The 24914-nt window shown below is 63.8% G+C and carries 20 protein-coding genes and 1 tRNA gene; 7 read left to right on the forward strand and 14 right to left on the reverse strand.

The annotated features are described in order from the left end of the window. Positions 1-387: 387 nt before the first annotated feature. The 6 genes from QM685_RS26190 to QM685_RS26215 form a co-directional block, all read right to left on the reverse strand. Positions 388-475 (reverse strand) — tRNA-Ile (locus tag QM685_RS26190). Positions 476-631: 156 nt separating this feature from the next. Further along, a complete protein-coding gene (gene rpoD / locus QM685_RS26195) occupies positions 632-3022 on the reverse strand; it encodes an RNA polymerase sigma factor RpoD (RefSeq protein WP_415120894.1) in 2391 nt (796 codons plus the stop codon). 91 nt (positions 3023-3113) lie between these two features. Continuing rightward, positions 3114-4997, reverse strand: coding sequence for a DNA primase (gene dnaG / locus QM685_RS26200; RefSeq protein WP_415120896.1), 1884 nt, complete (start codon positions 4995-4997; stop codon positions 3114-3116). A 124-nt stretch (positions 4998-5121) separates the two neighbouring features. Beyond that, complete coding sequence (locus QM685_RS26205) at positions 5122-5568, reverse strand: GatB/YqeY domain-containing protein (protein WP_415120898.1); 447 nt, start codon at positions 5566-5568, stop codon at positions 5122-5124. Positions 5569-5809: 241 nt separating this feature from the next. Further along, entirely contained in the window at positions 5810-6022 is a 213-nt protein-coding gene (gene rpsU, locus QM685_RS26210) for a 30S ribosomal protein S21 (protein WP_008919901.1), read from the reverse strand. Between the two features lie 68 nt (positions 6023-6090). Next, positions 6091-7308, reverse strand: coding sequence for an NAD(P)/FAD-dependent oxidoreductase (locus QM685_RS26215; protein WP_415120900.1), 1218 nt, complete (start codon positions 7306-7308; stop codon positions 6091-6093). Positions 7309-7429: 121 nt separating this feature from the next. Between QM685_RS26215 and tsaD the strand changes: the two genes are divergently transcribed. After that, positions 7430-8458 carry a tRNA (adenosine(37)-N6)-threonylcarbamoyltransferase complex transferase subunit TsaD gene (gene tsaD / locus QM685_RS26220; protein WP_415120902.1) on the forward strand — a complete coding sequence of 343 codons (1029 nt, stop codon included), beginning with the start codon at positions 7430-7432 and terminating at the stop codon, positions 8456-8458. A 105-nt stretch (positions 8459-8563) separates the two neighbouring features. Here tsaD and folE2 read toward each other — a convergent pair whose 3' ends face one another. From folE2 to QM685_RS26240, 4 genes are all read right to left on the reverse strand, one after another. After that, positions 8564-9370, reverse strand: coding sequence for a GTP cyclohydrolase FolE2 (gene folE2 / locus QM685_RS26225; RefSeq protein ID WP_415120904.1), 807 nt, complete (start codon positions 9368-9370; stop codon positions 8564-8566). Positions 9371-9606: 236 nt separating this feature from the next. Then, the gene (gene dxs, locus QM685_RS26230) at positions 9607-11514 is read right to left on the reverse strand and encodes a 1-deoxy-D-xylulose-5-phosphate synthase (protein WP_415120906.1); all 1908 of its coding nucleotides are present in this window, start codon (positions 11512-11514) and stop codon (positions 9607-9609) included. An 87-nt stretch (positions 11515-11601) separates the two neighbouring features. Further along, positions 11602-12483, reverse strand: coding sequence for a polyprenyl synthetase family protein (locus QM685_RS26235; RefSeq protein WP_415120908.1), 882 nt, complete (start codon positions 12481-12483; stop codon positions 11602-11604). Further along, positions 12480-12791, reverse strand: coding sequence for an exodeoxyribonuclease VII small subunit (locus QM685_RS26240; protein ID WP_415120910.1), 312 nt, complete (start codon positions 12789-12791; stop codon positions 12480-12482). Before QM685_RS26240 ends, QM685_RS26235 begins: the two co-directional genes overlap by 4 nt. A 321-nt stretch (positions 12792-13112) precedes the next feature. Here QM685_RS26240 and QM685_RS26245 point away from each other — a divergent pair, with 321 nt between their 5' ends. Both QM685_RS26245 and QM685_RS26250 read left to right on the forward strand, forming a co-directional pair. After that, the gene (locus QM685_RS26245; RefSeq protein ID WP_415120912.1) at positions 13113-14219 is read left to right on the forward strand and encodes an aromatic ring-hydroxylating oxygenase subunit alpha; all 1107 of its coding nucleotides are present in this window, start codon (positions 13113-13115) and stop codon (positions 14217-14219) included. Positions 14220-14367: 148 nt separating this feature from the next. Further along, positions 14368-15237, forward strand: a complete 870-nt coding sequence (locus tag QM685_RS26250) for a sulfurtransferase (RefSeq protein ID WP_415120914.1) — start codon at positions 14368-14370, stop codon at positions 15235-15237. Positions 15238-15332: 95 nt separating this feature from the next. On the opposite strand, the gene QM685_RS26255 is transcribed toward QM685_RS26250, so the two are convergent. From QM685_RS26255 to polA, 3 genes are all read right to left on the reverse strand, one after another. Further along, positions 15333-16205: a dienelactone hydrolase family protein gene (locus QM685_RS26255; RefSeq protein WP_415120916.1), complete on the reverse strand. Its 873-nt coding sequence runs from the start codon at positions 16203-16205 to the stop codon at positions 15333-15335. Positions 16206-16296: 91 nt separating this feature from the next. Next, positions 16297-17646, reverse strand: a complete 1350-nt coding sequence (locus tag QM685_RS26260; protein WP_415120918.1) for an NAD(P)/FAD-dependent oxidoreductase — start codon at positions 17644-17646, stop codon at positions 16297-16299. A gap of 158 nt (positions 17647-17804) precedes the next feature. Further along, a complete protein-coding gene (polA, locus tag QM685_RS26265) occupies positions 17805-20546 on the reverse strand; it encodes a DNA polymerase I (RefSeq protein ID WP_415120920.1) in 2742 nt (913 codons plus the stop codon). Position 20547: 1 nt separating this feature from the next. On the opposite strand from polA, the gene QM685_RS26270 reads away from it, so the two are divergent. From QM685_RS26270 to QM685_RS26280, 3 genes are all read left to right on the forward strand, one after another. Beyond that, complete coding sequence (locus tag QM685_RS26270) at positions 20548-21291, forward strand: TIGR00730 family Rossman fold protein (RefSeq protein WP_415120922.1); 744 nt, start codon at positions 20548-20550, stop codon at positions 21289-21291. 196 nt (positions 21292-21487) lie between these two features. Beyond that, positions 21488-22057 carry a chromate transporter gene (locus QM685_RS26275; protein WP_415120924.1) on the forward strand — a complete coding sequence of 190 codons (570 nt, stop codon included), beginning with the start codon at positions 21488-21490 and terminating at the stop codon, positions 22055-22057. Beyond that, positions 22054-22584: a chromate transporter gene (locus QM685_RS26280; protein ID WP_415120926.1), complete on the forward strand. Its 531-nt coding sequence runs from the start codon at positions 22054-22056 to the stop codon at positions 22582-22584. The genes QM685_RS26275 and QM685_RS26280 overlap by 4 nt, the downstream gene beginning before the upstream one ends. A 61-nt stretch (positions 22585-22645) precedes the next feature. Here the strand turns inward: QM685_RS26280 and QM685_RS26285 are convergent, their stop codons facing one another. Then, positions 22646-24175: an AMP nucleosidase gene (locus QM685_RS26285; RefSeq protein WP_415120928.1), complete on the reverse strand. Its 1530-nt coding sequence runs from the start codon at positions 24173-24175 to the stop codon at positions 22646-22648. A gap of 185 nt (positions 24176-24360) precedes the next feature. On the opposite strand from QM685_RS26285, the gene QM685_RS26290 reads away from it, so the two are divergent. Beyond that, positions 24361-24759 (forward strand): hypothetical protein, encoded by a 399-nt coding sequence (locus QM685_RS26290; RefSeq protein WP_415120930.1) that lies wholly within the window; start codon positions 24361-24363, stop codon positions 24757-24759. Positions 24760-24914 lie beyond the last annotated feature (155 nt).

Consider the following 24914-nt stretch of genomic DNA (forward strand, 5'->3'; position numbering starts at 1 on the left):
ATGCGGTTACTGGTCAAGGTCGAACTCGGACTACTCGGCCTTACGGAGCTCGCCGGGACGAACAAAGGTGAGAATGCCGACAGGAAGTGCGCATTTCGTTTCGAAACCACCTACATAGTCCCGGATCGTGCGCATCAATGCACCGACTTCCTTAGGATCTTTGATCGATGCGTAATGTTGTTTTGGCGCAGGCCTGAGAGCCTCACGAAGATCGGTCGTGGGGTCACGGACTGCCCGTCCAGTCAACACTGCGTACCGGAAAATCTGGCCGCACTTCTGCAAGGAGTGGTTTCTTTGCCTGCGAAACTGTACTTCATTCGCCACAGGCGAGATCTTCCCGCTTCGGGGACTCGGACGGAACATCCGGGAACTTGACGAAATAAAGAATGGTGGGCCGGGTCGGGTTCGAACCGACGACGTCCTTTCGGAGGCGGATTATGAGTCCGCTGCCTGCAACCAACACGGCGTCCGGCCCAGGAAGAAAAAGACCCGGTCGTGAAGGCCGGGCCCATTTCGTCGATTGGCCGACATACTACACGAAAAAGGGGCCTTCGCCACCGCTTCGCTTACGCGAAACGACCGGAAGGCCCCTTCAATCGCATCATTTTCGGCTATGCGCGCCAAGCCACGATCAATTCCCCTCGAGGAACGACTTCAGCTTGTCCGAACGGCTCGGATGACGCAGCTTGCGCAGCGCCTTCGCTTCGATCTGGCGGATCCGCTCACGCGTCACGTCGAACTGCTTGCCGACTTCCTCGAGCGTGTGATCGGTACTCATCTCGATACCGAACCGCATGCGCAGCACCTTCGCCTCACGCGGCGTCAACGAGTCGAGTACGTCCTTCACGACGTCGCGCATGCTCGCATGCAACGCGGCATCCGCCGGCGCGACCGTGTTGGTATCTTCGATGAAGTCGCCCAGATGCGAATCGTCGTCGTCACCGATCGGCGTTTCCATCGAGATCGGCTCCTTCGCGATCTTCATGATCTTGCGGATCTTGTCTTCCGGCATCTCCATTTTCTCGGCCAGCGTTGCCGGATCCGGCTCGAGACCGGTTTCCTGCAGGATCTGACGCGAGATACGGTTCATCTTGTTGATCGTTTCGATCATGTGAACCGGAATCCGGATCGTGCGCGCCTGGTCCGCGATCGAACGCGTAATGGCCTGGCGAATCCACCACGTCGCATACGTGGAGAACTTGTAGCCGCGACGATATTCGAACTTGTCCACCGCCTTCATCAGGCCGATGTTGCCTTCCTGAATCAGATCGAGGAACTGCAGACCACGGTTCGTGTACTTCTTCGCAATCGAGATCACGAGACGCAGGTTCGCCTCGGTCATTTCACGCTTCGCCTGACGCGCCTTCAACTCGCCTGCCGCCATCTGACGGTTGGTTTCCTTCAGGTCCTTCAACGGCAGCACGACACGCGCCTGCAGGTCGAGCAGACGTTGCTGTTGTTCGCGGATCGCCGGAATGTTGCGCGTGAGGATCGCGCTATAGGCGTGACCCTCGGCGACGATCTTGTCGGCCCACTCGAGGTCCGTTTCGCTACCCGGGAAACGCGCGATGAATTCCGCGCGCGGCATACCGCACTTGTCGACCACCGTATGCAGAATCTGACGCTCGACCTGACGTACTTCGTCAACCTGCGCGCGCAGCGTGTCGCACAGACGCTCGACGGTACGCGCGGTGAAGCGGATCGTCATGAGCTCGTTCTGGATCGTTTCCTGTGCCTTCAGGTACGACCTGGACTTGTAGCCTTCCTTTTCGAACGCGCGACGCATCTTGTCGAACCATTCGCTGATCAGCGCGAACTTTTCGAGCGACGCGCGCCGCAGCGCTTCGAGCTGCGCGGCGTTGGCCGTGGCTTGCGCCGCGCCATCGTCTTCCTCCTCGTCCTCTTCGTCCTCTTCCTCGGTTTCCTCGTCCTCGTTTTCGATCGCTTCCGCTTCCTGCGCCGAAAAGCCGTCGGCGTCTTCCGCGTCGACATCGATGAGGCCGTCGACGAGTTCGTCGATGCGTCCTTCGTCGTTGGCGACGCGCTCGGCCATCGCGAGGATGTCGGCGATCGTGGTCGGGCACGCGGAGATCGCCATCACCATGTGCTTGAGGCCGTCTTCGATCCGCTTCGCGATTTCGATTTCGCCTTCGCGTGTGAGCAGCTCGACGGTGCCCATTTCGCGCATGTACATGCGGACAGGGTCCGTGGTGCGGCCAAATTCGGAATCGACGGTGGACAGCGCGACTTCAGCTTCCTCTTCGACTTCGTCGTCCGACGACGCCGCGGGCGCGTTGTCGTTGAGCAGCAGCGTTTCGGCGTCCGGGGCCTGTTCGTAGACCGCGACGCCCATGTCGTTGAACGTGCTGATGATGCCTTCGATCGCCTCGGTTTCGGTGAAATTGTCCGGCAGGTGATCGTTGATTTCGGCGTAAGTGAGGAAGCCGCGCTCCTTGCCGAGCTTGATCAGCGCGCGCAGCTTGGAACGGCGCTCTTCGAGCTCCTCCACCGTGCCCGGCTGCGACGACGCGAACGCATCCTTCAGCAGCGCTTTTTCCTTTGCACGACGGTCGCGAGCCTTGACCTTCTCCGTCTTGCCCGGTGCGGCGGCAGCGGTTTCTTCGGTCTGGGTTGCATCGTCATCGACGGGTACTTCATTCAGCTTTTTCGTCATGGAGTTCGCCGTACCGGCTGTAGTCTCGACCCCCGGCTGTTGGACAACAGCCGGTTGAACCGTGGATACTGAAGTCACGCGCGCTACCGCATCGTCCTCAACGGCAGCCGCTTCCCTTGCGCTTCTGACACCCGACCGCTTCGCAGCCGGCGGTGCTACAGCTTTCGCCGCCCGGACCCGGGCCGTCTGCGCGGCCGCAGTGGTCGACGGCTTCTTCCCGGCAGCCGATGCAACGCTGACGGCAGACGTTTTTCTGGTGGATGCAGTCAGCCTGGCTTCGGTAACTTTTCCGGTGCGCTCTTTCGCGCGTGAGCCTGTTGCCTGATTTCCGCCTGTAGTCTTTGCCATCGCATCGCCTTTTCGCCTTTGCTAGGAAAACCCTTGAAAAACAAACCGCTAGAAACTTTTAATTATAGCACCCGCGGTTCCTGCCACTCCGTTACAGCCCGAGTTGACGCTTCATGTCGGCCCGCTTCCGGTTGAGGTCCGAAAACTCGGCAAATTCTTCCGGCGTATGCCGCGACTGTCTCGAAAGCTGCTCGAGACGATCGCAATAAGCGTCATACCGCATCTTCAGGATCGCGGCCTTCAGTTCCTCGCCGACGATCCGCTCCTGCTCGCGCCGTTCCTCGATGACGGCCGCATCCTGCGGGTCTTTCAGCAGCAAATCCCGGACGTTTTCATCATAGTCTAGAATTTTGCGAAAGATTTCCTCGAAAGTTGGGGCGTTCGCGCCATTTCGCAAGAGATCGGACAACAGTTGGAACTCCGCCGAATCGCCCAGCGCGCGCGCGTGCGTCGTCACTTCGGCGAACAGTTCCGCGTGCCGGGTCACGGTGACCAGGGCCTCTTCAGCCTCCTCGTCGAGCACCGCGACCGTACGCGGATGCATCACCAGATTGCGCAGCGTCTTTTCCTCGATTCCGGTCACGCTGCGCCGGTCCTTGCGGGCCGGCGCCCCCCGGGCCGCGGCCGCGATCCGCGCATCGACCTCGCACAGCGCCGCGACTTCGTTGAACGGCACGTCGAGCCGGTCCGCGAACATATGCATGATCTGCGCGCGCAGCGCATTGGCCGGCAGCGCCTGGAGCAGCGGCTTCGCGTCGAAAAGCGCGCGGGCCTTGCCTTCCGGCTGATCGAGCTCCTTGCCGGTCAGCACCTCGTTGAGCATGAACTGCGACAGCGGCATCGCGCGCTCGACCTGTTCGGCGAACGCCTCGGTGCCGAATTCGCGCACGTAGCTGTCCGGATCGTGCTCGGACGGCAGAAAGAGGAAGCGGATCGTGCGGTTGTCGGCCGCGTGCGGCAGACAGGCGTCGAGTGCGCGGCGCGCCGCGCGCCGGCCGGCCGAATCGCCGTCGAAACTGAAGATGACCGTGTCGGTCTGGCGCATCAGTTTCTGCACATGAATTGGCGTGCAGGCAGTGCCGAGGGTCGCGACCGCGTTCTGGAAGCCCAACTGGGCCAGCGCGACTACGTCCATATAGCCTTCGACGACCAGCACGTAGCGTTGCTCGCGAATTGCGAGACGCGCCTCGAACAGCCCGTATAGCTCACTGCCTTTGTTAAATAGAGGCGTTTCGGGCGAATTCAAATATTTGGGCTCGCCGCTGTCGAGTACGCGGCCGCCGAAACCGATCACCTGCCCCTTCACATTGCGGATCGGGAACATGATCCGCTCGCGAAAGCGGTCGTAGCGGCGGCTCTGTCCCTGAGCGTCGGACTTTTCGCTGACGATCACGAGACCCGCTTCGACCAGCGCGTCGTCGCGGTAGTTCGGAAATGCTGCCTCGAGGTTCTGCCAGCCGTCGGGCGCATAACCGAGGCCGAAGCGCGCCGCGATCTCGCCGGTCAGGCCGCGCTTTTTCAGGTACTGGATCGCACCCTGCGCGCCGCGCAACTGCTTGCGGTAGTAGTCGCAGGCGGTCTGCATCACGTCGGAGAGCGCCGTGGTGACGGCCTTGGAGGCCGCCGGCGCATAGCCGCCGGAACCACCGCCGCTGCCGCCTGCGCCACCATATCCGGGCGACGGCTCGTGCGGCACGGTAAGGCCGACCGATTGCGCGAGCTCGTTGACCGCTTCGGGAAACGACGCGCCCACGTGCTCCATCAGGAAGCCAATGGCCGTGCCATGGGCGCCGCAGCCGAAGCAGTGATAGAACTGCTTGGTCGGGCTAACCGTAAACGACGGACTCTTCTCGTTGTGAAACGGGCAAAGCCCCATGAAGTTCGCGCCGCCCTTTTTCAACTGCACATACCGGCCGACCACGTCGACGATATCGACGCGGTTGAGCAGGTCCTGCAGGAATGACGGGGGGATCACAGTAAATGACGCTGCCAGGAAAGCTTCAAAATCCAGGCCCGGAACACGGGCCAGACGCTGCAATCGGACGTCGCGCCCGCATTCAGTCAGCGAAGCGTGCGCGGCGCGGATAAACGGACGGAAATTACTTCGCCAGCGCGGCCTTGACCTGCGCCGAGACGGCGGTCATGTCGGCCCGGCCGGCAAGCTTCGGCTTGAGCACGCCCATCACCTTGCCCATGTCCTGCGGACCTGCCGCACCGGTTTGCGCAACCGCCGCCTGAACTTCGGCAACGATTTCCGCTTCGGACATCTGCTCGGGCATATAGGCGGACAGGACAGCCAGTTCGGCCTTTTCCTTGTCGGCCAGATCCGTGCGGCCGGCGGCCTCGAACTGGCTGATCGAATCCTTACGCTGCTTGATCATCTTGTCGACGACGGCGGTCACGCTAGCGTCATCGAGCGTGACGCGCTCATCGACTTCGCGCTGCTTGATCGCGGCGAGCAGCAGGCGGATCGTGCCGAGACGCTCGGTCTCGCGCGCCCGCATGGCAGCTTTCATATCGTCGTTGATCCGGTCCTTGAGACTCATCACTCACCTGAATTGCGTTGAAAAGTTGAAAAAGCGGCGGGTCGATGGCGGCAATGCCGCGCGGCATCAACACGAAAACCCGCTTGGGACGGCTTCCTCAAGCGGGTTGGCGCAATATGCGTAATGGATGCGACCCTGCCGGCTGGCCCGATGGGCCGGGTTTTCCGTGATGACACCTGTCGTGCCACCATCGGCCTCGATGTTGCCGCGTCGTCAAAGCGAAACCACGGCAACGCCAGAATCAGTAGAGCTTTTTTGGCAGCATCTGGCCACGCAGACGCTTGAAATGACGCTTCACCGCCGCTGCTTTCTTACGTTTGCGTTCGGCCGTGGGCTTTTCGTAAAACTCGCGAGCGCGAAGTTCCGTCAGCAAACCGTTTTTCTCCATCGTGCGCTTGAAACGGCGCATCGCGACTTCGAACGGTTCATTGTCTTTTACGCGGATAGTCGTCATTTTTCAATAACGGAACTTTGTAAAGGTTGAGGAGTATAGCAGAGCTTTCTCACAAAGCTACCGCGCCGTCAAGCCCCCTGGACATGCTCCGCGGCCGCCTCGCCCGCCGCGACGCCCGAGGCCCACGCCCACTGAAAATTGTAGCCGCCGAGCCAGCCGGTTACGTCGACCGCCTCGCCAATGAAATAGAGGCCCGGGATGCGCTCGCTCATCATCGTCGTCGACGACAGGCCGCGCGTGTCGACGCCGCCGCGCGTCACTTCGGCCTTGCGATAGCCCTCGGTGCCGTTCGGGGTGAGCGTCCAACGCGACAGCGCCTCACCGATGCGCCGCAGCGTCTTGTCCGGCAAATCGGCCATACGGGCGTCAGCGTGAACCTGATGGGTGTCGAGCCATACATGCGCGAGCCGTTGCGGCACCCATTCCGACAGGAGATTGGCAATCTGGCGTTTCGTGCCCTTCTTCGCCTCGATCAGCGTGGTTGCGGCGTCGCGCTCCGGCAGCAGGTTGATGTGGATCGGCTCGCCGGGCTGCCAGTAGCTCGAAATCTGCAGGACGCCCGGGCCCGACAGACCGCGGTGCGTGAGCAGCAGATCTTCGGTGAATTCGGCGCCGGACTTTTTATTGCCGGTCGTTAGCCGCACTTCGAGCGACACGCCGGACAGCGCCGCGAACGGCTCCCAGTCGGCCGGCGCAAAGGTCAACGGAACCAGCGCGGGGCGTGTGTCGATCAGCTTGTGGCCGAACTGCCTGGCGAGCCGGTACGCGAAGTCGGTGGCGCCGATCTTCGGGATCGACAGGCCGCCCGTTGCAATCACGAGCGCGCGTACGGCGATCGTCCCGGCCGGCGTGCCAAGCATGAACCGACCTTGGCCGTCATGACGCACTTCTTCGACGGAAAGCGGCGCGCGCCAGGCGACGCCGCCCACGTCGCACTCGTTCTTCAGCACGTCGATGATCGCGTCGCTCGACTGATCGCAGAACAGTTGCCCCTTGTGCTTCTCGTGCCACGTCACGCGATGCCGCTTGAGCAACGCCATGAAGTCGCGCGGCGTGTAGCGCGCGAGCGCCGAACGGCAGAAATGCGGATTCGCCGACAGATAATTGGCCGGTCCCGCGTACAGATTCGTGAAGTTGCAGCGTCCGCCGCCGGAAATGCGGATTTTCTCCGCCAGACGCTGCGAGTGATCGATCAGCACCACGCGCCGGCCGAGTTGCCCGGCCACGGACGCGCACATCATGCCGGCCGCGCCCGCGCCGATCACCGCGATATCGAAAGATTCCATGGGGCCGCATTGTACCTGCGGGACTTACGGCGTCTGCGGCGCCTGGCCCGCGCTGCTATACTTTCAGGTTTACCTTTCACTTTCGGGCGCGCGTCTGTCCGCCCGCTCAAAGCGATTCATCATGCTCGTTCTCGGCATCGAAAGCTCCTGCGACGAAACCGGTCTCGCGCTCTACGACACGGAGCGCGGCCTGCTCGCACACGCGCTGCATTCGCAGATCGCGATGCACCGGGAGTACGGCGGCGTCGTGCCGGAACTGGCGTCGCGCGACCATATCCGCCGCGCGCTGCCGTTGCTCGAAGAAGTGATGGAACGCGCCAGCGTGGCGAGGAGCGATATCGACGCAATCGCCTATACGCAGGGGCCGGGGCTCGCGGGCGCGCTGCTCGTCGGCGCGAGCATCGCCAATTCGCTGGCGATGGCATGGAACAAACCGACCGTCGGCATCCATCACCTCGAGGGGCATCTGCTGTCGCCGCTGCTCGTCGATGAGCCGCCGCCGTTCCCGTTCGTCGCGTTGCTCGTGTCGGGCGGCCATACGCAGTTGATGCGCGTAACGGACGTCGGCGTCTACGAGACACTCGGCGAAACGCTCGACGACGCCGCTGGCGAGGCGTTCGACAAAACCGCCAAGTTGCTCGGCCTCGGCTATCCAGGCGGCCCGGAAGTCTCGCGCATGGCCGAATTCGGCACGCCCGGCGCGGTCGTGCTGCCGCGTCCCATGCTGCATTCAGGCGACCTCGATTTCAGCTTTAGCGGCCTGAAGACCGCTGTCCTCACGCATGCGAACAAGCTCGGCGGCGCGAACATCTGCGAGCAGGCGAAGGCCGATCTCGCGCGCGGTTTCGTCGATGCCGCCGTCGAGGTGCTGGCGGCAAAGTCGCTCGCGGCGCTCAAGCGCACGAACCTGAACCGGCTCGTGGTCGCCGGCGGCGTCGGTGCGAACCGGCAGTTGCGCGAAGCGCTGTCGGCCGCCGCGAAGAAACGCAATTTCCATGTGCACTATCCGGACTTGTCGCTATGTACGGACAACGGCGCGATGATCGCGCTGGCCGGCGCGTTGCGCTTGCAGCGCTGGCCCGAGCAGGCCAGCAACGACTACGCGTTCACGGTGAAGCCGCGCTGGGACCTGGCTTCGCTCGCGCGCTGAATCGATGCAAGCCATTGTTCCAATGCGAATAAAAAAGCCGCTTCAAGCGGCTTTTTTTAATGCTTCGATGCACCCTCGACCAAACGGCGCGAACCGGAAAACGTATCAACCGCGTCGCTTATCCCGTTCGATCACCGCATACGCGCTGTGATTGTGAATCGATTCGAAGTTCTCGGCTTCGAGCACATACGCGACGATGCGCTCATCCGCGTTCAGACGCTGCGCGACGTCGCGCACGAGGTCTTCGACGAACTTCGGATTCTCATACGCACGCTCGGTAACGAACTTCTCGTCCGGGCGCTTGAGCAGGCCCCACAGCTCGCACGACGCCTCTTCCTCGGCGATACGCACGAGTTCTTCCACCGGGACGTCGCCGTTGAGTTCCGCGTTGATCGTGACGTGCGAGCGCTGATTGTGCGCGCCGTACTGCGAGATCTTCTTCGAGCACGGGCACAGGCTCGTGACCGGCACCAGCACCTTCAGGAACAGCCGAGTCGCGCCGTCGCGGGTGTCCCCCGTCAGCGTGACTTCGTAGTCGAGCAGGCTTTGCACACCCGACACCGGTGCGGTCTTGTTCACGAAGTAAGGAAACGAGACCTCGATGCGGCCCGCCTCGGCCTCGAGCTTTTCGAGCATCGCCGCGAGCATCGTGCGGAACGTGGCCGCGTCGAGCGGCCTCTTGTTCTCTTCGAGCAGCGCGACGAAACGCGACATATGCGTGCCCTTCTGTTCGGCCGGCAGATGCACGTCGAGATTCCACGTGCCGATCGTCGGCTGCACCTCGCCGGCCTGCGTGCGCACCGTCAACGGATGACGCACACCCTTCACGCCGACCCGCTGAATCGGGATCTGGCGCGTATCGGGGGTACTTTGCACGTCGGGCATCACAAAGGCGGGATTCATCTGATTCATTTTTTGTCCTTTCTGGAAAACGCCGGGCCACCCCAAGGGTTCGCTGCATCGGGGACTGTCGCGCAACGACAGATTCGAGGCGCCCAGCGGCCGTGCGGATCAGCGCGCGCAACGGCGAACGCCGGCTCCTGCCGGCGTTGGGTGACGGGCCGCAACGCCCGTCGATTCAAAAACTGGAGATTCCGGGACCGCCGTCGCATGACGGCGGCATCAGGCGGTACGACAGCGACCGCGCTTTACGCGACGCGCTTCACCGACGATTGACCGCCGACCGCGCCGCTCGCGAGGAAGCGTTCGCGGATCGACCGGGCAATGCCCGCGGCGTCGAGACCGCACGCGGCGAGCAGCTTGGCCGGGTCCCCATGATCGATGAACCGGTCGGGGAGGCCCAATTGTAGTACGGGTCGCATAACCCCACTCGCGAGCAGGGCTTCGACGCAGGCCGAACCCGCGCCGCCCATGATGCAGCCTTCCTCGACGGTGACGATCGCGTCGTGCGTTTCGGCGAGCTGACGCACGAGGCCGACATCGAGCGGCTTCACGAAGCGCATGTTCGCGACCGTGGCGTCCAGCTGCTCGGCCGCCGCGAGCGACGGCGCGACCATCGTGCCGAACGCGAGGATCGCGATGCGCTTGCCGGCCGGCTGCGAGGTCTCGCGACGCACTTCGCCCTTGCCGATCGGCAGCGCGGTCATCTGCTTGACCGTCGCGACGCCGGTGCCCGCGCCGCGCGGATAGCGCACCGCGGTCGGATGCGACTGCTGCAACGCCGTGTACAGCATCTGCCGGCATTCGTTTTCGTCCGACGGCACCATCACGGTCATGTTCGGGATACAGCGCATGAATGCGAGATCGTACGCGCCGGCGTGCGTTGCGCCGTCCGCGCCGACAAGGCCCGCGCGGTCGATCGCGAACACGACCGGCAGGTTTTGCAGCGCGATGTCGTGGATCAACTGGTCGTACGCGCGTTGCAGGAAGGTCGAGTAGATCGCGACGACCGGCTTCATGCCGTCCGCGGCAAGGCCGCCCGCGAACGTCACCGCATGCTGCTCGGCGATGCCGACGTCGAAGTAACGGTCCGGGAAACGCTTTTCGAACTCGACGAGGCCCGAGCCCTCGCGCATGGCCGGCGTAATGCCGACCACGCGAGAATCGAGCTCGGCGGCATCGCACAGCCATTCGCCGAACACCTGCGTATAGGTCTTCTTGGACGGCGTGGCAGCCGGCTTGATGCCCTCGGCCGGATTGAACTTGCCCGGGCCGTGGTACAGCACCGGATCGGCCTCGGCCAGTTTGTAGCCCTGGCCTTTCTTCGTGACGACGTGCAGGAATTGCGGACCGCGCAGTTCCTTGATGTTCTGCAGCGTCGGAATCAGCGAGTCGAGATCGTGACCGTCGATCGGGCCAATGTAGTTAAAGCCGAACTCCTCGAACAGCGTGGCCGGCACGATCATGCCCTTTGCGTGCTCCTCGAGCTTGCGCGCGAGATCGAGCACGGGTGGCGCGACGCGCAGCACCCGTTCGACGCCCGCGCGCGCGGCCGCGTAGAAGCGGCCCGACATCAGACGCGCGAGATGGCGATTCAACGCGCCGACCGGCGGCGAGATCGACATGTCGTTGTCGTTGAGGATCACGAGCAACGGCACGTCGTCTTCGACGCCCGCGTTGTTCATTGCTTCGAAGGCCATGCCGGCCGTCATCGCGCCGTCGCCGATCACGGCGATGCCCATGCGGTTGTCGCCCTGCAGCTTGCTCGCGACCGCCATGCCGAGCGCGGCGGAAATCGACGTGCTCGAGTGCGCGGTACCGAAGGTGTCGTATTCCGATTCGTCGCGTTTCGGGAAGCCCGAGATGCCGCCCAGCTGACGCAGCGTGTGCATCTGGTCGCGGCGGCCCGTCAGGATCTTGTGCGGATAGGTCTGATGGCCGACGTCCCAGACGATCCGGTCGTGCGGCGTGTCGAACACATAATGCAGAGCAATGGTCAACTCGACCGTGCCGAGGTTGGACGAAAGATGGCCGCCCGTCTGCGATACGCTGTCGAGCACAAAAGCGCGCAACTCGTCGGCAAGCGGTTGCAATTGACGGCGATCGAGGCGGCGCAGGGCTGCCGGGTCGTCGATGGTTTTCAGCAAGTCGTACATCGTCGTTCCATTGTAGGAAAACTTACGCGCCCGCACTTAATACATGCACCCCGGGGATGGAGGGTACGCGGCGGCGGGCTTTCGCGTTTAGCTGACCCGGTTCACCACCAGATCGGCCAGTTCGGCAAGACGCTGCGCGCGTGCGCCGAACGGGGCGAGCGCGGCATGGGCATCGCCACGCAGTTGCGCCGCGAGCGCACGCGACGCGTCGAGCCCGATAATCGATACATAGGTCGGCTTGCCGTCCTTCGCGTCCTTGCCGGCGGTCTTGCCGAGCGTCGCGGAGTCGGTCGTGACGTCGAGAATGTCGTCGACAACCTGGAACGCGAGGCCGACCGCGGCGGCGTAGGCGTCGAGCGAGCGCATCGCGTCCGCACCGGGGGCCTCGCCGGCCAGCGCGCCCATGCGCACCGCCGCGCGCAGCAACGCGCCAGTCTTCATCCGATGCATCGTTTCGAGCTGCGCACGCGTGAGCGTATGGCCGACGCTGGCGAGATCGATCGCCTGGCCGCCGCACATGCCGATCGAGCCGCTCGCGAGCGCCAGCTCACGCACGAGCGCCGCTTGCTGCTGCGCGGCCAATGCGTCCGAGGTCAGCGTTACGAATGCCTGCGACTGCAGCGCGTCGCCGACGAGCAGCGCGGTCGCTTCGTCATACTTGACGTGGACCGTCGGCTTGCCGCGGCGCAGTTCGTCGTCGTCCATGCACGGCATGTCGTCGTGGACCAGCGAATACACGTGGATCATTTCGAGCGCCGCCGACGCCGCATCGAGGCATTCGGCGCGCGCGCCGGTCAGCTCGCCGGCCGCGTGACACAGGAGCGGACGGACCCGCTTGCCGCCGCCGAGCACCGCGTAGCGCATCGCTTCATGCAGGGTGGCGGGTTCGGTCGTTTCAGACGGCAGATAGTGTTCGAGAGCCGTTTCGACGCGTTCGAGTACCGAGCGCATCCATTGTTCGAATGTCATAGGTCGTCGTCCCCGCTTTCAGTAGCGGCTGTGCCCGCGGTATTCATGGGCAGCGGCTTGAGCGTCTCGCCATCGAGCACGCGCACCTGCTGCTCGACCTTTTCGAGCTGCTGTTGACAGAATGCGACAAGCGCCGCGCCGCGGCGGTACGCGGCCAACGATTCCTCGAGGCTCAGGCTGCCGCCTTCCATGCGCGCGACGAGTTCTTCCAGCTCCGCCTGCGCGGCCTCGTAGTTCTCGGGCAGAGGCGCGGCATCGCCGCTTTCGGCTGGCGCGGCGGCGGTATCTTTCGATGCGGTCTTCGCCATGAATAGTCGCAAAATTAAAACAAGTCGAACATTCTACGGCAAAAGCATCGTTTCCGATCCGCTCGCCGCCGTACGCCCCGGCTTCCCACTCCGCGTCGCCCTCGCCTTGCCCCTCGCCTTTGCACTGCTTCGACCCTGAAGTCTCGCAGAAAAAAAGCACCGGGTCTGCGGCAAAAATGCCGAACTTTCCCGACATTTTTAACCCAAATCAGTCACTTAAGTGCCCCAGCGAAGGGGAAACGGGTATAATCATCGGTTCCCTAAATCGAATCTTCGATGGTTGGGTTGTTCACTGCTTTCACGTCTTCATCGGGAGTGGGAATGTCCAATCTGAGCAATGCATTGCAGTTGCGATCTGTTCACAGCCAACTGCCAGTCACGGCTTACTTTGACGAAGCGCTTCTTACGCGCGAAATCGACACCCTTTTCAAGAAAGGTCCTCGCTACATCGGCCACGATCTCATGGTGCCCGAAGCGGGGGATTATTTTGCCTTGCCCAGCGAACGCGAGGGGCGGGTGCTCGTTCGTAACCAGCAGTCGCAGGTCGAGCTGCTGTCGAACGTGTGCCGCCACCGGCAAGCCATCATGCTCAACGGCCGCGGGCAGACCCAGAACATCGTCTGTCCGCTGCATCGCTGGACGTACGACCTGAAGGGCGAGCTGCTCGGCGCGCCTCATTTCGCCGACAACCCGTGCCTGAATCTCGACGCAACGCCGCTGCAGAACTGGCAGGGCCTGTTGTTCGAGGCACAGGGGCGCAACGTCGCGAAAGATCTCGCCCGTCTCGGCCCGAGCAGGCACTTCGATTTTTCGGGCTTCATGTTCGATCACGTCGAAGTCCACGAGTGCAACTACAACTGGAAGACCTTCATCGAGGTCTATCTGGAGGACTATCACGTCGCGCCGTTCCATCCGGGCCTCGGCAGCTTCGTCAATTGCGACGATCTGACGTGGGAGTTCGGCGACTGGTATAGCGTGCAGACGGTCGGCGTGCACAAGGATCTGGAGCAACCCGGCAGCCCGACGTACCGCAAGTGGCACGACGAAGTGCTGCGCTTCCGTGGCGGCAACCCGCCCGAATTCGGCGCGATCTGGATGGTGTACTACCCGGGCATCATGATCGAGTGGTATCCGCACGTACTGGTCGTATCGTGGCTGATTCCGCGCGGTCCGCAGAAAACCACCAATGTCGTGGAGTTCTATTATCCCGAGGAAATCGCGCTGTTCGAACGCGACTTCGTCGAAGCCGAGCGCGCCGCCTATATGGAAACGGCCCGCGAAGACGACGAGATCGCCGAGCGCATGGACGCCGGCCGGCGCGCACTCATGGAGCGCGGCGAGTCGCAGGTCGGTCCGTATCAGAGCCCGATGGAAGACGGCATGCAACACTTCCACGAGTTTCTGCGCCGTGAACTCGGCACGATCTGAGTCACCGCGATCGACACATGTGTCAATGCAGGGAAAGACGGGCTTCGGCCCGTCTTTTTTTGTTTAGACTACCGACATAGACCGGTCATCCGCCCGCTGCTCGAAAACGCGCAGCCGGAGCCGCCATCGCCCGTCTCGAGGAGACATCATGCCCCACACTCACTACACCACCCTGATCTCCGCGACCAATCTCGCGGAGCGGCTCGCGGCCGCGCCGGGCAGCGTGTTCGTCATCGACTGCCGGTTCGATCTCGCCGATACCGAGGCGGGCGAAAAAGCCTATCTGGCCGGCCATCTGCCGGGCGCGCACTATCTGCATCTCGACCGCGATCTGTCCGGGCCGAAGAACGGCTCGAACGGCCGCCATCCGCTGCCGGATCGCGCGCGGCTCGTCGAAACACTCGAATCACGCGGCTTGAAGCAAGGCCAGCAGGTCGTTGCGTATGACGCACAAGGCGGCATGTACGCGGCGCGCGTCTGGTGGCTGCTGCGCTGGCTCGGACACGACGCGGTCGCGCTGCTCGACGGTGGCCTGCAAGCCTGGGAGGCCGCCGGCAAGCCGTTGACGCAGGACGTGCCGGCGCAGAACACCGGCGACTTCAAGGCGGGCGCGCCGCTCGCCGTCACCGTCGACGTGCAGACGATCGAGCGCAATCTCGGCTCGAAGGAGCACGTCGTGGTCGACGCGCGCGCGGCCGATCGCTATCGCGGCGAGAACGAGACGCTCGATCGCGTCGGCGGCCATATTCCTGGCGCGCTCAACCGCTTCTTCAAGGACAACCTCACCGCCGACGGCCGCTTCAAGCCGGCGCATACGCTGCGCGAGGAATTCCATGCCGTGCTCGGCGACACGCCCCCGGAACACGTGGTGCTGCAATGCGGCTCGGGTGTGACCGCCTGCGTGAATTCGCTCGCGATGGAGATCGCAGGCCTGCATGGCTCGGCGTTGTACGCGGGGTCGTGGAGCGAATGGAGTTCCGATCCGAAACGGCCGATCGCGACGGGGCCGAATCCTTGAGTTGAGTCGACGACGCGCGACGATTTCGTCAAAGCCCTCAGCCTTCGTCAAGGCTTGCGAAGTTCGTCACCGCGCGACAGCGGCAGCGCGCCGCCTCAAGCCACCCCGTGCTGCTTGAACCACACGAGCGCGCGACGCCAGCCATCCTCCGCATCGGCCTTCCTGTAGCTCGGCCGGTAGTCGGCGAAAAACGCGTGACCCGCGTCGTCATAGACGACGAACTGCGAACCGCGTCCCGCCTGCGGACCTTGCGCGATCGCCTGCTTCATCTGCTCGAGCGTGTCCTGCGGAATGCTCTGATCCTGGCGCCCATACAGACCCAGCACCGGCGCATGCAGGTCCGCGACCCGGTCGAGCGGATTGGCCGGCGTCATCGCATTCTTCGCGCCGGTCACGCGACCATACCAGGCGACGCCCGCCTTCACACGCGGATTGTGCTCGGCATACAGCCACGCGATGCGCCCGCCCCAGCAGAAGCCGTTCACGCCAAGCCGGTTCAGGTCGCCGCCGTTCTCGCCGGCCCATGCCGCGGCCGCGTCGAGGTCGGCCAGCACCTGCTCGTCGGGCACCTTGCTGACCAGTTGCTCGTTGAGCTGCTGCATGCTCGTGTAGACAGTCGGATCGCCTTCGCGCTCGTACAGGTTCGGCGCAATCGCCAGATAGCCCTGCTTCGCGAAGCGCCGGCAAACGTCGGCGATATGCTCGTGCACGCCGAAAATCTCATGCACGACGAGGATCACCGGCAGATGCATCTTGCCTTTCGGCTGCGCACGATAGGCCGGCACCAGCGTGCCGCCCGAATGAAACGCGACCTCGCCGGCTTCGAGGCCGTCGCTGTCGGTATGGATGGTTTGCGCCGAGACCGGCAGCACGGCCGCCGCGAAACCGCTGCCGAGTGCGGCCTTGATGAAGGTACGCCGGTTGAAGGGAACGTGCGGAACCAGGCTGTCGATCTCGGGTTTCAGCATGCGACGCTCCTCGGAGAATGTGTCGGAGGCAACAGGATACGCCCTGCGCGCATCCTGTTGCGGATCCGGCCGCGGAGGCAGCTCGCGCGCGTCAGTGCAGCTTGACGCGCGGCAGCGTGGTGCGCCTCAGCCAGTGCGCGAAGGTGTCGAGCACCATGCGCGGATAGCCGTGCAGCGCGGCGACATGCAGCCGGTACAGCGACATGTACATGAAGCGCGCGAACAGCCCCTCGATCAGCATGTTGCCGCCGATCACCCCGCCCATCAGATTGCCGACCGCGCTGAAATGCCCGAGCGACACGAGCGAGCCGAAGTCGCGATAGGTGAATTCCGGCAGCGGCTTGTCGTCGAGCCGCGCCGCGATCGCCTTCAGCAGAAAGGTTGCCTGCTGATGCGCGGCCTGCGCGCGCGGCGGCACGTTGCGCTCGTTGCCCGGCCACTGGCACGCGGCGCAGTCGCCGAGGGCGAAGATGTTGTCGTCGATTTCGGTTTGCAGCGTGCGGCGCACGACCAGTTGGCCGAGCCGGTTGACCGGCAGCCCGTCGAGCTGACTCAGCACCGCCGGTGCCTTGATGCCCGCCGCCCAGACGGTCAGATCGGCGCGCACGGTCTTGCCGCTCGCGGTGCGCACGATGCCGGGCGCGACCTCCGCGACCGTCTCGCCGATCATCAGCTTCACGCCGAGCTTGACGAGCAGATCCGCGGTAGCGGTCGACACGCGCTCCTGCAAGGCCGGCAGAATGCGCGGGCCGGCCTCGATCAGCACGATGCCGACGTCGTGGCGCGGATCGAGCTTGTGCAGCCCGTACGCGGACAGCACCTGCGCGGTGTTGCGCAATTCCGCCGACAGTTCGACCCCGGTCGCGCCGCCGCCGACAATCGCCACCTGGATGCGCGGCTCGCCGGACGCCGCTGCGTCCGGCCCGGACTCGACGGGCGCGTGCACCTGATGCTCGGCGCGCATGCATGCCGCGATCAGGCGTTTGCGGAAACGCTCCGCCTCGCTGACGGTATCGAGTGCAATGGAGAATTCGGCCGCGCCTTTCACGCCGAAAAAGGCGGTGGTACTGCCGATCGCGATGACCAGCGTGTCGTATTCCAGCTGCCGTTCGGGCAGCAGTTCGGCGCCGTCGTCGTCGAGCACGGGACCGAGCGTGATGCGCCGGTTCGCGCGGTCGAGCCCGGCCAGCTCGCCCTGCTGGAACTCGAAGCCATGCCAGCGCGCCTGGGCCGCATATTCGAGCTCCTGCGTGAACGGGTCCATGCTGCCCGCCGCCACCTCATGCAGCAGCGGCTTCCAGATATGCGTCGGGTAACGGTCGACCAGCGTGACCTGGGCTCGCGCGTCACCCTTGCGCCGGCTCGGCCCATAGCGATTGCCGAGGCGTGTCGCCAGTTCCAGCCCCCCCGCACCTCCGCCAACGACGATAAATCGATGCATTGCACTTCTCCGTGTTAGCCGATGAATCATGCGTCGCGACGCTGCGCCTCAACGCGCCGTCCAGCAGCGATTGTCCTCGACCCGCACGGGTTGTCACAAGTCATCAAAACAGATGTGTGACATGCGCACGACGTTATCGCGCGCGCGTCACAGGCGCGTCAATGCGCTTCCTCCCAGTTCAGGCCCGCGCCGACCTCGGCGACGAGCGGCACCTTCAGCGTGGCGACGCCGCACATCAATTCAGGCAAGCGCTTACGTACCTCGGACAATTCGGCGTCGGGCACTTCGAGAATCAGTTCGTCGTGCACCTGCATGATCATGCGCGTGCCGACGTTCGAGTCTTCGATCCACTTCTGCACGGCGATCATCGACATCTTGATCAGGTCGGCGGCGGTGCCCTGCATCGGCGCGTTGATCGCGGCGCGCTCGGCGGCCTGGCGGCGCGGACCGTTGCCGCCGTTGATCTCCGGCAGCCACAAGCGGCGGCCGAAGACGGTTTCGACGTAGCCCTTCGCCTTCGCGCTCGTACGCGTCTCCTCCATGTAACGGGCGACGCCCGGATAACGCGCGAAGTAACGGTCGATATACATCTTCGCCGCGTCGCGCGTGATGCCGAGGTTCGATGCGAGACCGAACGAGCTCATCCCGTAAATGAGGCCGAAGTTGATGACCTTCGCGATGCGCCGCTGATCGCTGGAGACTTCGAGCGGCGTCACGCTGAAGACTTCCGAGGCGGTCGCGCGATGAATGTCCTCGCCTCGCGAGAACGCGCGCATCAGCGATTCGTCGCCGGAAATATGCGCCATGATGCGCAACTCGATCTGCGAATAGTCCGCGGAGACCAGCTTGTGCCCCGGCGGCGCGATGAACGCCTCGCGGATACGACGGCCCTCGCCGGTGCGCACCGGAATGTTCTGCAGGTTCGGATCGTTCGACGCGAGCCGTCCCGTCACCGCGACGGCCTGCGCATAGTTCGTGTGCACGCGGCCGGTTTGCGCGTTGACCATGCGTGGCAGCTTGTCGGTATAGGTCGACTTCAGCTTCGACAGCCCGCGGTGCTCGAGCAGGATCTTCGGCAGCGGGTAGTCTTCGGCGAGCTTTTGCAACACTTCTTCGTCGGTGGACGGCGCGCCGCTCGGGGTCTTCTTGACGACCGGCAACTCGAGCTTCTCGAAGAAGATCTGGCCGATCTGCTTCGGCGAGCCGAGATTGAATTCGCCGCCCGCCAGTTCGTACGCTTCGGCTTCGAGCTGAATCAGACGCGTCGCGATCTCGCTGCTTTGTTGACGCAGCTTCTCCGCGTCGATCAGCACGCCGGTGCGCTCCATCTTGCGCAGCACGCGCGAAGTTGGCACTTCGATCGCGCTATACACATGTTCAAGCGTCTTTTCCGCGGCGATCTGCGGATACAAGGCCTGATGCAAACGCAAGGTGATGTCGGCGTCTTCGGCCGCGTATTCGGTGGCTTTATCGAGCGCAACTTCGTCGAAGCAGATCTGTTGCGCGCCCTTGCCGCACACTTCTTCGTACTTGATCGTCTTCACGCCGAGATGGCGCAGCGCCAGGCTGTCCATGTCGTGCGTGCGATGCGATTCGAGCACATACGATTCGAGCAGCGTGTCGTGCTGGACCCCGCGCATTTCGATGCCGTAATTCGCGAGCACCTGTTCGTCGTACTTCAGATGCTGGCCGACCTTCTTGTGAGCTTCGCTTTCGAGCCACGGCTTGAGCTTCGCGAGCACTTCGTCGCGCGGCAGCTGCGCGGGCGCATCCGGGCCGCGATGCGCGAGCGGCACATACGCGGCGCAGCCAGCTTCGACCGAGAGCGACAGCCCGACGATCTGCGCGGTCATCGGATCGAGCGACGTGGTCTCGGTATCGAAGGAAGTCAGTTGGGCCGCGTTGATCTTTTCGAACCACGCGTCGAACTGCTCCCACGTCTGCACGGTGTCGTAATGACGCTCCTGGTCGACGGCGAGCGCCGGCTCCACGTCGGTTTCCGGGCCTTCCACCGCATCGGCGATTTCCACTTCGCGCAGCCATGTCCTGAAGCCGTGGCGCGTGAACAGATCGCGTAATTCCTCACGCGACTCGGCCCGGCTCGCCAGGCTTTCCTCGATCGACACGATATGGCCGGTCAGATCGCAATGGCGCTCGACGGTGACGAGCTTGCGCGCCATCGGCAGAAACTCGAGCGCGCGGCGCAGATTGTCGCCGACCGCGCCCTTGATCTCGCCCGCATGCTCGACGATACCGTCGAGCGAATCGTATTGCGTGAGCCATTTGATGGCCGTTTTCGGTCCGCATTTCTCGACGCCGGGCACGTTGTCGACGGTATCGCCGATCAGCGATAGATAATCGATGATGCGCTCCGGCGGCACGCCGAACTTGGCGACCACGCCTTCACGGTCGAGCGTTTCGTTCGTCATCGTGTTGACGAGCGTGACACGGTCCGACACGAGCTGCGCGAGGTCCTTGTCGCCGGTCGACACGATCACGTTCATGCCGAGCTTTTCCGCCTCGGTGCACAGCGTGCCGATCACGTCGTCGGCCTCGACGCGTTCGATCATCAGGAGCGGCCAGCCGAGCGCGCGAACCGCGACGTGAATCGGCTCGATCTGACGCGACAGGTCTTCCGGCATCGACGGGCGGTTCGCCTTGTAGTCGGGATACCAGTCGTCGCGAAACGTTTTGCCCTTGGCGTCGAACACGCACGCGCTATACTCTGCGGTGACTTCCTTGCGCATGCGCCGCAGCATGTTGATCATCCCGTAGAGCGCACCCGTCGGACCACCCTCGGGGCCGCGCAGATCAGGCATCGCATGGTAGGCCCGGTACAGATAACTCGAACCGTCGACCAACAGCAGGGTCTTACCTTCAAGGCTTCGTTCTTCAGGCATTATGACTAAGAGAAAAGTGATTCCGAGTCTGCGATCACTCGCAGATCAAGAGCGTGCAACGGCCAAAAAAGCCCGCGCATCGTGGCAGATGTTCACGATTATGGCAGAGTTTATCGAGGCCACCGAGTACCTGTCGGAGATTCGCCCGGCGGTCAGCATCTATGGTTCGGCGCGCCTGAAACCGAACTCGCCGTACTACAAACTCGCCACGCAAATCGCGCGCAAGCTGTCGGATGCGGGCTTCGCGGTGATCTCCGGCGGCGGCCCCGGCATCATGGAAGCGGCCAACAAGGGCGCGCATGCGGGCAAGGCGCCGTCGGTCGGTCTGAACATCGAGTTGCCGCACGAGCAATCGGGCAACCAGTGGCAGGACATCTCGCTGCGCTTCCGCCATTTCTTCACGCGCAAGGTCACGTTCGTGAAGAATTCCGATGCGGTGATCGTCATGCCGGGCGGCTTCGGCACGCTCGACGAACTCGCCGAAGTGCTCACGCTGATTCAAACCAAGAAGTCGCGCCATGTGCCGATCATTCTGGTGGGCGCCGAGTTCTGGGAAGGTCTGCTCGCGTGGTTCAAGAGTTCACTGATTCCGATGGGCCTGATCAATCCGACCGACATCGATCTGATGCAGGTGATCGACGATCCGGACCAGGTGCTCGAAGCGGTACTGAAGTTCTACGAAGACCGCGAGGAAGGCGAGGCGCCTCCCGTCAAGTCGGATGAGGACAGGATGTTCTATCTGTGAGGATCGGTTGCCGCATGCGGCGCGGCAAATTCCGGCGGGCAGCCTTCGGGCTGCCCGCTTTCGTTTTGCAGGCCAGTTTGCGGTGTGCTTACGATCATCGGCGTCCGCATAAAAATCGCGTAAAAATCGTTTTGCGCGCCGCGCGTTCGGCGCTAACCTGCTGGGCTGGTACCCGAAGCCTCGTGGTTTGAACAAGATGAACAACGAACTCACCTCGCCCGAACCCGCATTGGCGCCCACGCCGACATTGCGGGAAATCTTCGGCGGCTTTCTCGGCCTCGGGCTGATTTCATTCGGCGGCGCACTGCCGCTCGCGCGCCGCGCGCTCGTCGAACAACGCCGCTGGCTCACCGCCGAGGAATTCACGGACCTGCTCGGCCTTTGTCAATTCCTGCCGGGCGGCAATGTCATCAATCTTTCGGTCGCGATGGGCATGCGCTTTCGCGGCGTGCCCGGCGCGCTGGCCGGGCTGCTCGGGCTGATCGCCGGACCTTCGCTGGTCGTGATCGGGCTTGGCGTGCTGTATGAGCACACGCAGAACGATCCGCACGTGCGGCATCTGTTCGCGGGACTTGCGGCGGCGGCCTCGGGCCTGCTGATCTCGATGGCGCTCAAGATCGTGCTGCCGTTGCGCCACAGGCCGATGGCCGCGCTGATCGCGGTGCTCGGCTTCATCGCGATTGCGGTTCTGCGGCTGCCGCTGTTGCCGACGATGCTCGTGCTCACGCCGCTCAGCATCTACCTCGCGGCAAGGAGCACACGATGAACGACACGCTCATTTCGCTCGCCGTCATTTTCAGTCAACTCTCGCTGCTCGCGTTCGGCGGCGGCAATACGATTCTTCCGGAGATGCAGCGGCAGGTGGTCGACGTGCATCACTGGATGCCGGCCAGCGAATTCAGCGCGCTGTTCGCGCTCGCGCAGGCAGCGCCCGGGCCGAACCTGATGGTCGTCACGCTGGTCGGCTGGCATGTGGCCGGCTGGGCCGGGATGCTCGTGACGTCGATTGCGAAGTTCGGACCCTCGTCGCTCGTGACGATTCTCGCGCTGCATGCGTGGGACCGCTTCAAGGACCGTCCGTGGCGGCGCTATGCACAGCTCGGACTGGTGCCGGTGACGGCCGGCATCGTCGCGGCGAGCGCGGCGGTAATAGCGAAGGCGTCGAACCCGACCGCGATTGCGTGGGCCATCACCGCGTTCACCGCCGTGCTGGCGACGAAAACGCGCATTCATCCGCTGTGGCTGCTGGCGGCCGGCAGCCTGATCGGGCTGACCGGGTTCGGGCAGATGTGATGCAAAAGCCGCCGGTGGCTGCGCGGCTTGCCGGGCCGCAGTCGGTCAACCCGTCGCCCGCTTACTGGAACGCCACCTCGGCGAAACTCCGCAACTTGCGGCTATGCAAGCGATGCAGCCCGTTCATGCGCAACAACTCCATCGCTTTCACGCCGATCTGCAGGTGTTGATCGACCTGCGCGCGATAGAACTGATCCGCCATGCCCGGCAGCTTCAGCTCGCCGTGCAGCGGCTTGTCCGACACGCATAGCAAGGTGCCGTAAGGCACGCGGAAGCGGAAGCCGTTCGCGGCGATCGTCGCGCTTTCCATGTCGAGCGCGATTGCGCGGCTTTGCGACAGCCGCTGCACCGGCTCGCGATGATCGCGCAGCTCCCAGTTGCGGTTGTCGACGCTCGCCACGGTACCCGTGCGCATCACGCGCTTCAGCTCGACGCCATCGAGCTGCGTGACCTGCGCGACCGCGCGCTCGAGCGCGACCTGCACCTCGGCGAGCGCCGGAATCGGCACCCACAGCGGCAGGTCGGCGTCGAGCACGTGATCCTCACGCACGTAGCCGTGCGCGAGCACGTAGTCGCCGAGACGCTGTGTGTTGCGCAGCCCCGCGCAGTGGCCGAGCATGATCCATGCATGCGGACGCAGCACCGCGATGTGATCGGTGATCGTCTTCGCATTCGACGGCCCGACGCCGATATTGATCATCGTGATGCCGCTGCCGTCCGCGCGCTTCAGGTGATAGGCGGGCATCTGCGGCAGACGCGGCGGCGGCGTGCCCTCCTGCGCCTGTTCGCCGAGATTCTCGTTGTACGTGATCACGTCGCCGGGCTCGACGAACGACGTGTACTCGCTGCGATAGGCGCGCAATTCCTCGTCGTCGGTATGGGCCATCATGTTGCGGCCGAGCTTGACGAATTCGTCGATATAGAACTGGTAGTTCGTGTACAGCACGTAGTTCTGCACGTGCGTCGGCGCGGTCGCCGTGTAGTGCTTCAACCGGTGCAGCGAGAAATCGACGCGCGCCGCCGTGAAAAGCGCGAGCGGATGCGGCTCGCCCGGCATCGGCTCGTACGTGCCGTTGACGATGCGGTCGTCGAGCAGCGCGAGATCCGGCGTATCGAAGATGTCGCGCATCAGGAACAGGCGCTCGCGGTCCAGATCGCCTTCGAGGTGAATGCCCTCGGCGAACGCGAAGTGAATCGGAATCGGCTGGTCGGACACGCCGACCTCGATCTGCACGTGATGGTTCTTCGCGAGCAGCCGCAACTGCTCGCGATAGTAGTTGCCGAACAGATCGGGCCGCGTGACGGTCGTCTCGAACACGCCGGGCCCCGCGACGAAACCGTACGAGCGGCGCGAGTCGACGTGCGTGTTGACCTCGGTGCGCACGCGCACGAACGGATAGCACGCGCGCACACGATGCTCGAACTGTTCGTTGCGGCGATAGCGCGCGAACGCATCGCGCAGGAACGACGTATTCGCCTCGTAAATCGCGGAGAGGCGGGTGACGGCCTCGGCCGCGTCGTCGAAGGCCTCGGTCGGGAAGCTGCTGGCGGGAGTCTGCACCGTGCGCTGATTGATTTCGTTGTTGATCATCGTTCACCCCTATTGATGAGACGACATTACCACGGAACCCGCTGTCGCCAAATGGCGCCGCGGCGCTTGCAGCACGGTTCGCGGCAAGCCCGCGCAGGTTGCGCGAAAGCGGCGCAAAATAAGGCTTCGCGTCCGTACGCCAGGCCGGATTTGCTAGAATCCGGGCACCCAATCGGAGAATCACCATGAAGCCGCTCCTTCCCATCGCCGCCGCGCTGGCTCTCGCCTTCGGCAGCGCCGCGATGGCTGCCCAGCCCGTCGACGAACCGCCGCCCGCCGACGCGCCTCAGTCCGCCAACGAGCGGGCCGGTCTGCCCGACCTGGACAAGATCAACCGTCCGGCCGCGCAGGTCAGCTCGAAGGTCGACATCAACAACGTTCCGCGCACGCCCAGCTTCCACGAGCGCAGCCCGAACGGCACTGAAATCACCGAATACCGCGACAAGGGCAAACCGGTCGAAATCAACGTGCAATCGAATTTCGGCACCCGCTACCAGATGAGCGCGCCGCTCGACACGTCGCCCACTGTCCACGACAGCGGCCGTCCGAGCACGCGTTTGCCCTCGGTGAATCTGCACTATTGATCCATGCACGGGCGGCGCGCCGGCAACGGCGGCCGCTCCGGTTTCGCGAGGCTCGCGCCTCGCCGCCGCGACTGATTCCGGTCGCTCCACCGTGAACCGGCGATGAACATGGCGTCTCGATGCCGCACTCGCCGCGCAAACCGGATCGCCGGCGC

It is taken from the genome of Paraburkholderia sp. (genome assembly GCF_047605525.1).
Lineage (GTDB): Bacteria > Pseudomonadota > Gammaproteobacteria > Burkholderiales > Burkholderiaceae > Paraburkholderia.

What these genes read in the sequence shown, in the direction of transcription:
- QM685_RS26235 (WP_415120908.1), bottom strand. Translation starts at nt 12,483, where the DNA reads ATGACATTCGAACAATGGATGCGCTCGGTACTCGAACGCGTCGAAACG.
- dxs (WP_415120906.1), bottom strand. Translation starts at nt 11,514, where the DNA reads ATGTACGACTTGCTGAAAACCATCGACGACCCGGCAGCCCTGCGCCGC.
- QM685_RS26250 (WP_415120914.1), top strand. Translation starts at nt 14,368, where the DNA reads ATGCCCCACACTCACTACACCACCCTGATCTCCGCGACCAATCTCGCG.
- QM685_RS26205 (WP_415120898.1), bottom strand. Translation starts at nt 5,568, where the DNA reads ATGAGTCTCAAGGACCGGATCAACGACGATATGAAAGCTGCCATGCGG.
- QM685_RS26280 (WP_415120926.1), top strand. Translation starts at nt 22,054, where the DNA reads ATGAACGACACGCTCATTTCGCTCGCCGTCATTTTCAGTCAACTCTCG.
- QM685_RS26290 (WP_415120930.1), top strand. Translation starts at nt 24,361, where the DNA reads ATGAAGCCGCTCCTTCCCATCGCCGCCGCGCTGGCTCTCGCCTTCGGC.
- polA (WP_415120920.1), bottom strand. Translation starts at nt 20,546, where the DNA reads ATGCCTGAAGAACGAAGCCTTGAAGGTAAGACCCTGCTGTTGGTCGAC.
- QM685_RS26275 (WP_415120924.1), top strand. Translation starts at nt 21,488, where the DNA reads ATGAACAACGAACTCACCTCGCCCGAACCCGCATTGGCGCCCACGCCG.
- QM685_RS26245 (WP_415120912.1), top strand. Translation starts at nt 13,113, where the DNA reads ATGTCCAATCTGAGCAATGCATTGCAGTTGCGATCTGTTCACAGCCAA.
- rpoD (WP_415120894.1), bottom strand. Translation starts at nt 3,022, where the DNA reads ATGGCAAAGACTACAGGCGGAAATCAGGCAACAGGCTCACGCGCGAAA.
- tsaD (WP_415120902.1), top strand. Translation starts at nt 7,430, where the DNA reads ATGCTCGTTCTCGGCATCGAAAGCTCCTGCGACGAAACCGGTCTCGCG.
- folE2 (WP_415120904.1), bottom strand. Translation starts at nt 9,370, where the DNA reads ATGAATCAGATGAATCCCGCCTTTGTGATGCCCGACGTGCAAAGTACC.
- QM685_RS26215 (WP_415120900.1), bottom strand. Translation starts at nt 7,308, where the DNA reads ATGGAATCTTTCGATATCGCGGTGATCGGCGCGGGCGCGGCCGGCATG.
- QM685_RS26260 (WP_415120918.1), bottom strand. Translation starts at nt 17,646, where the DNA reads ATGCATCGATTTATCGTCGTTGGCGGAGGTGCGGGGGGGCTGGAACTG.
- QM685_RS26255 (WP_415120916.1), bottom strand. Translation starts at nt 16,205, where the DNA reads ATGCTGAAACCCGAGATCGACAGCCTGGTTCCGCACGTTCCCTTCAAC.
- rpsU (WP_008919901.1), bottom strand. Translation starts at nt 6,022, where the DNA reads ATGACGACTATCCGCGTAAAAGACAATGAACCGTTCGAAGTCGCGATG.
- QM685_RS26270 (WP_415120922.1), top strand. Translation starts at nt 20,548, where the DNA reads ATGACTAAGAGAAAAGTGATTCCGAGTCTGCGATCACTCGCAGATCAA.
- QM685_RS26240 (WP_415120910.1), bottom strand. Translation starts at nt 12,791, where the DNA reads ATGGCGAAGACCGCATCGAAAGATACCGCCGCCGCGCCAGCCGAAAGC.
- QM685_RS26285 (WP_415120928.1), bottom strand. Translation starts at nt 24,175, where the DNA reads ATGATCAACAACGAAATCAATCAGCGCACGGTGCAGACTCCCGCCAGC.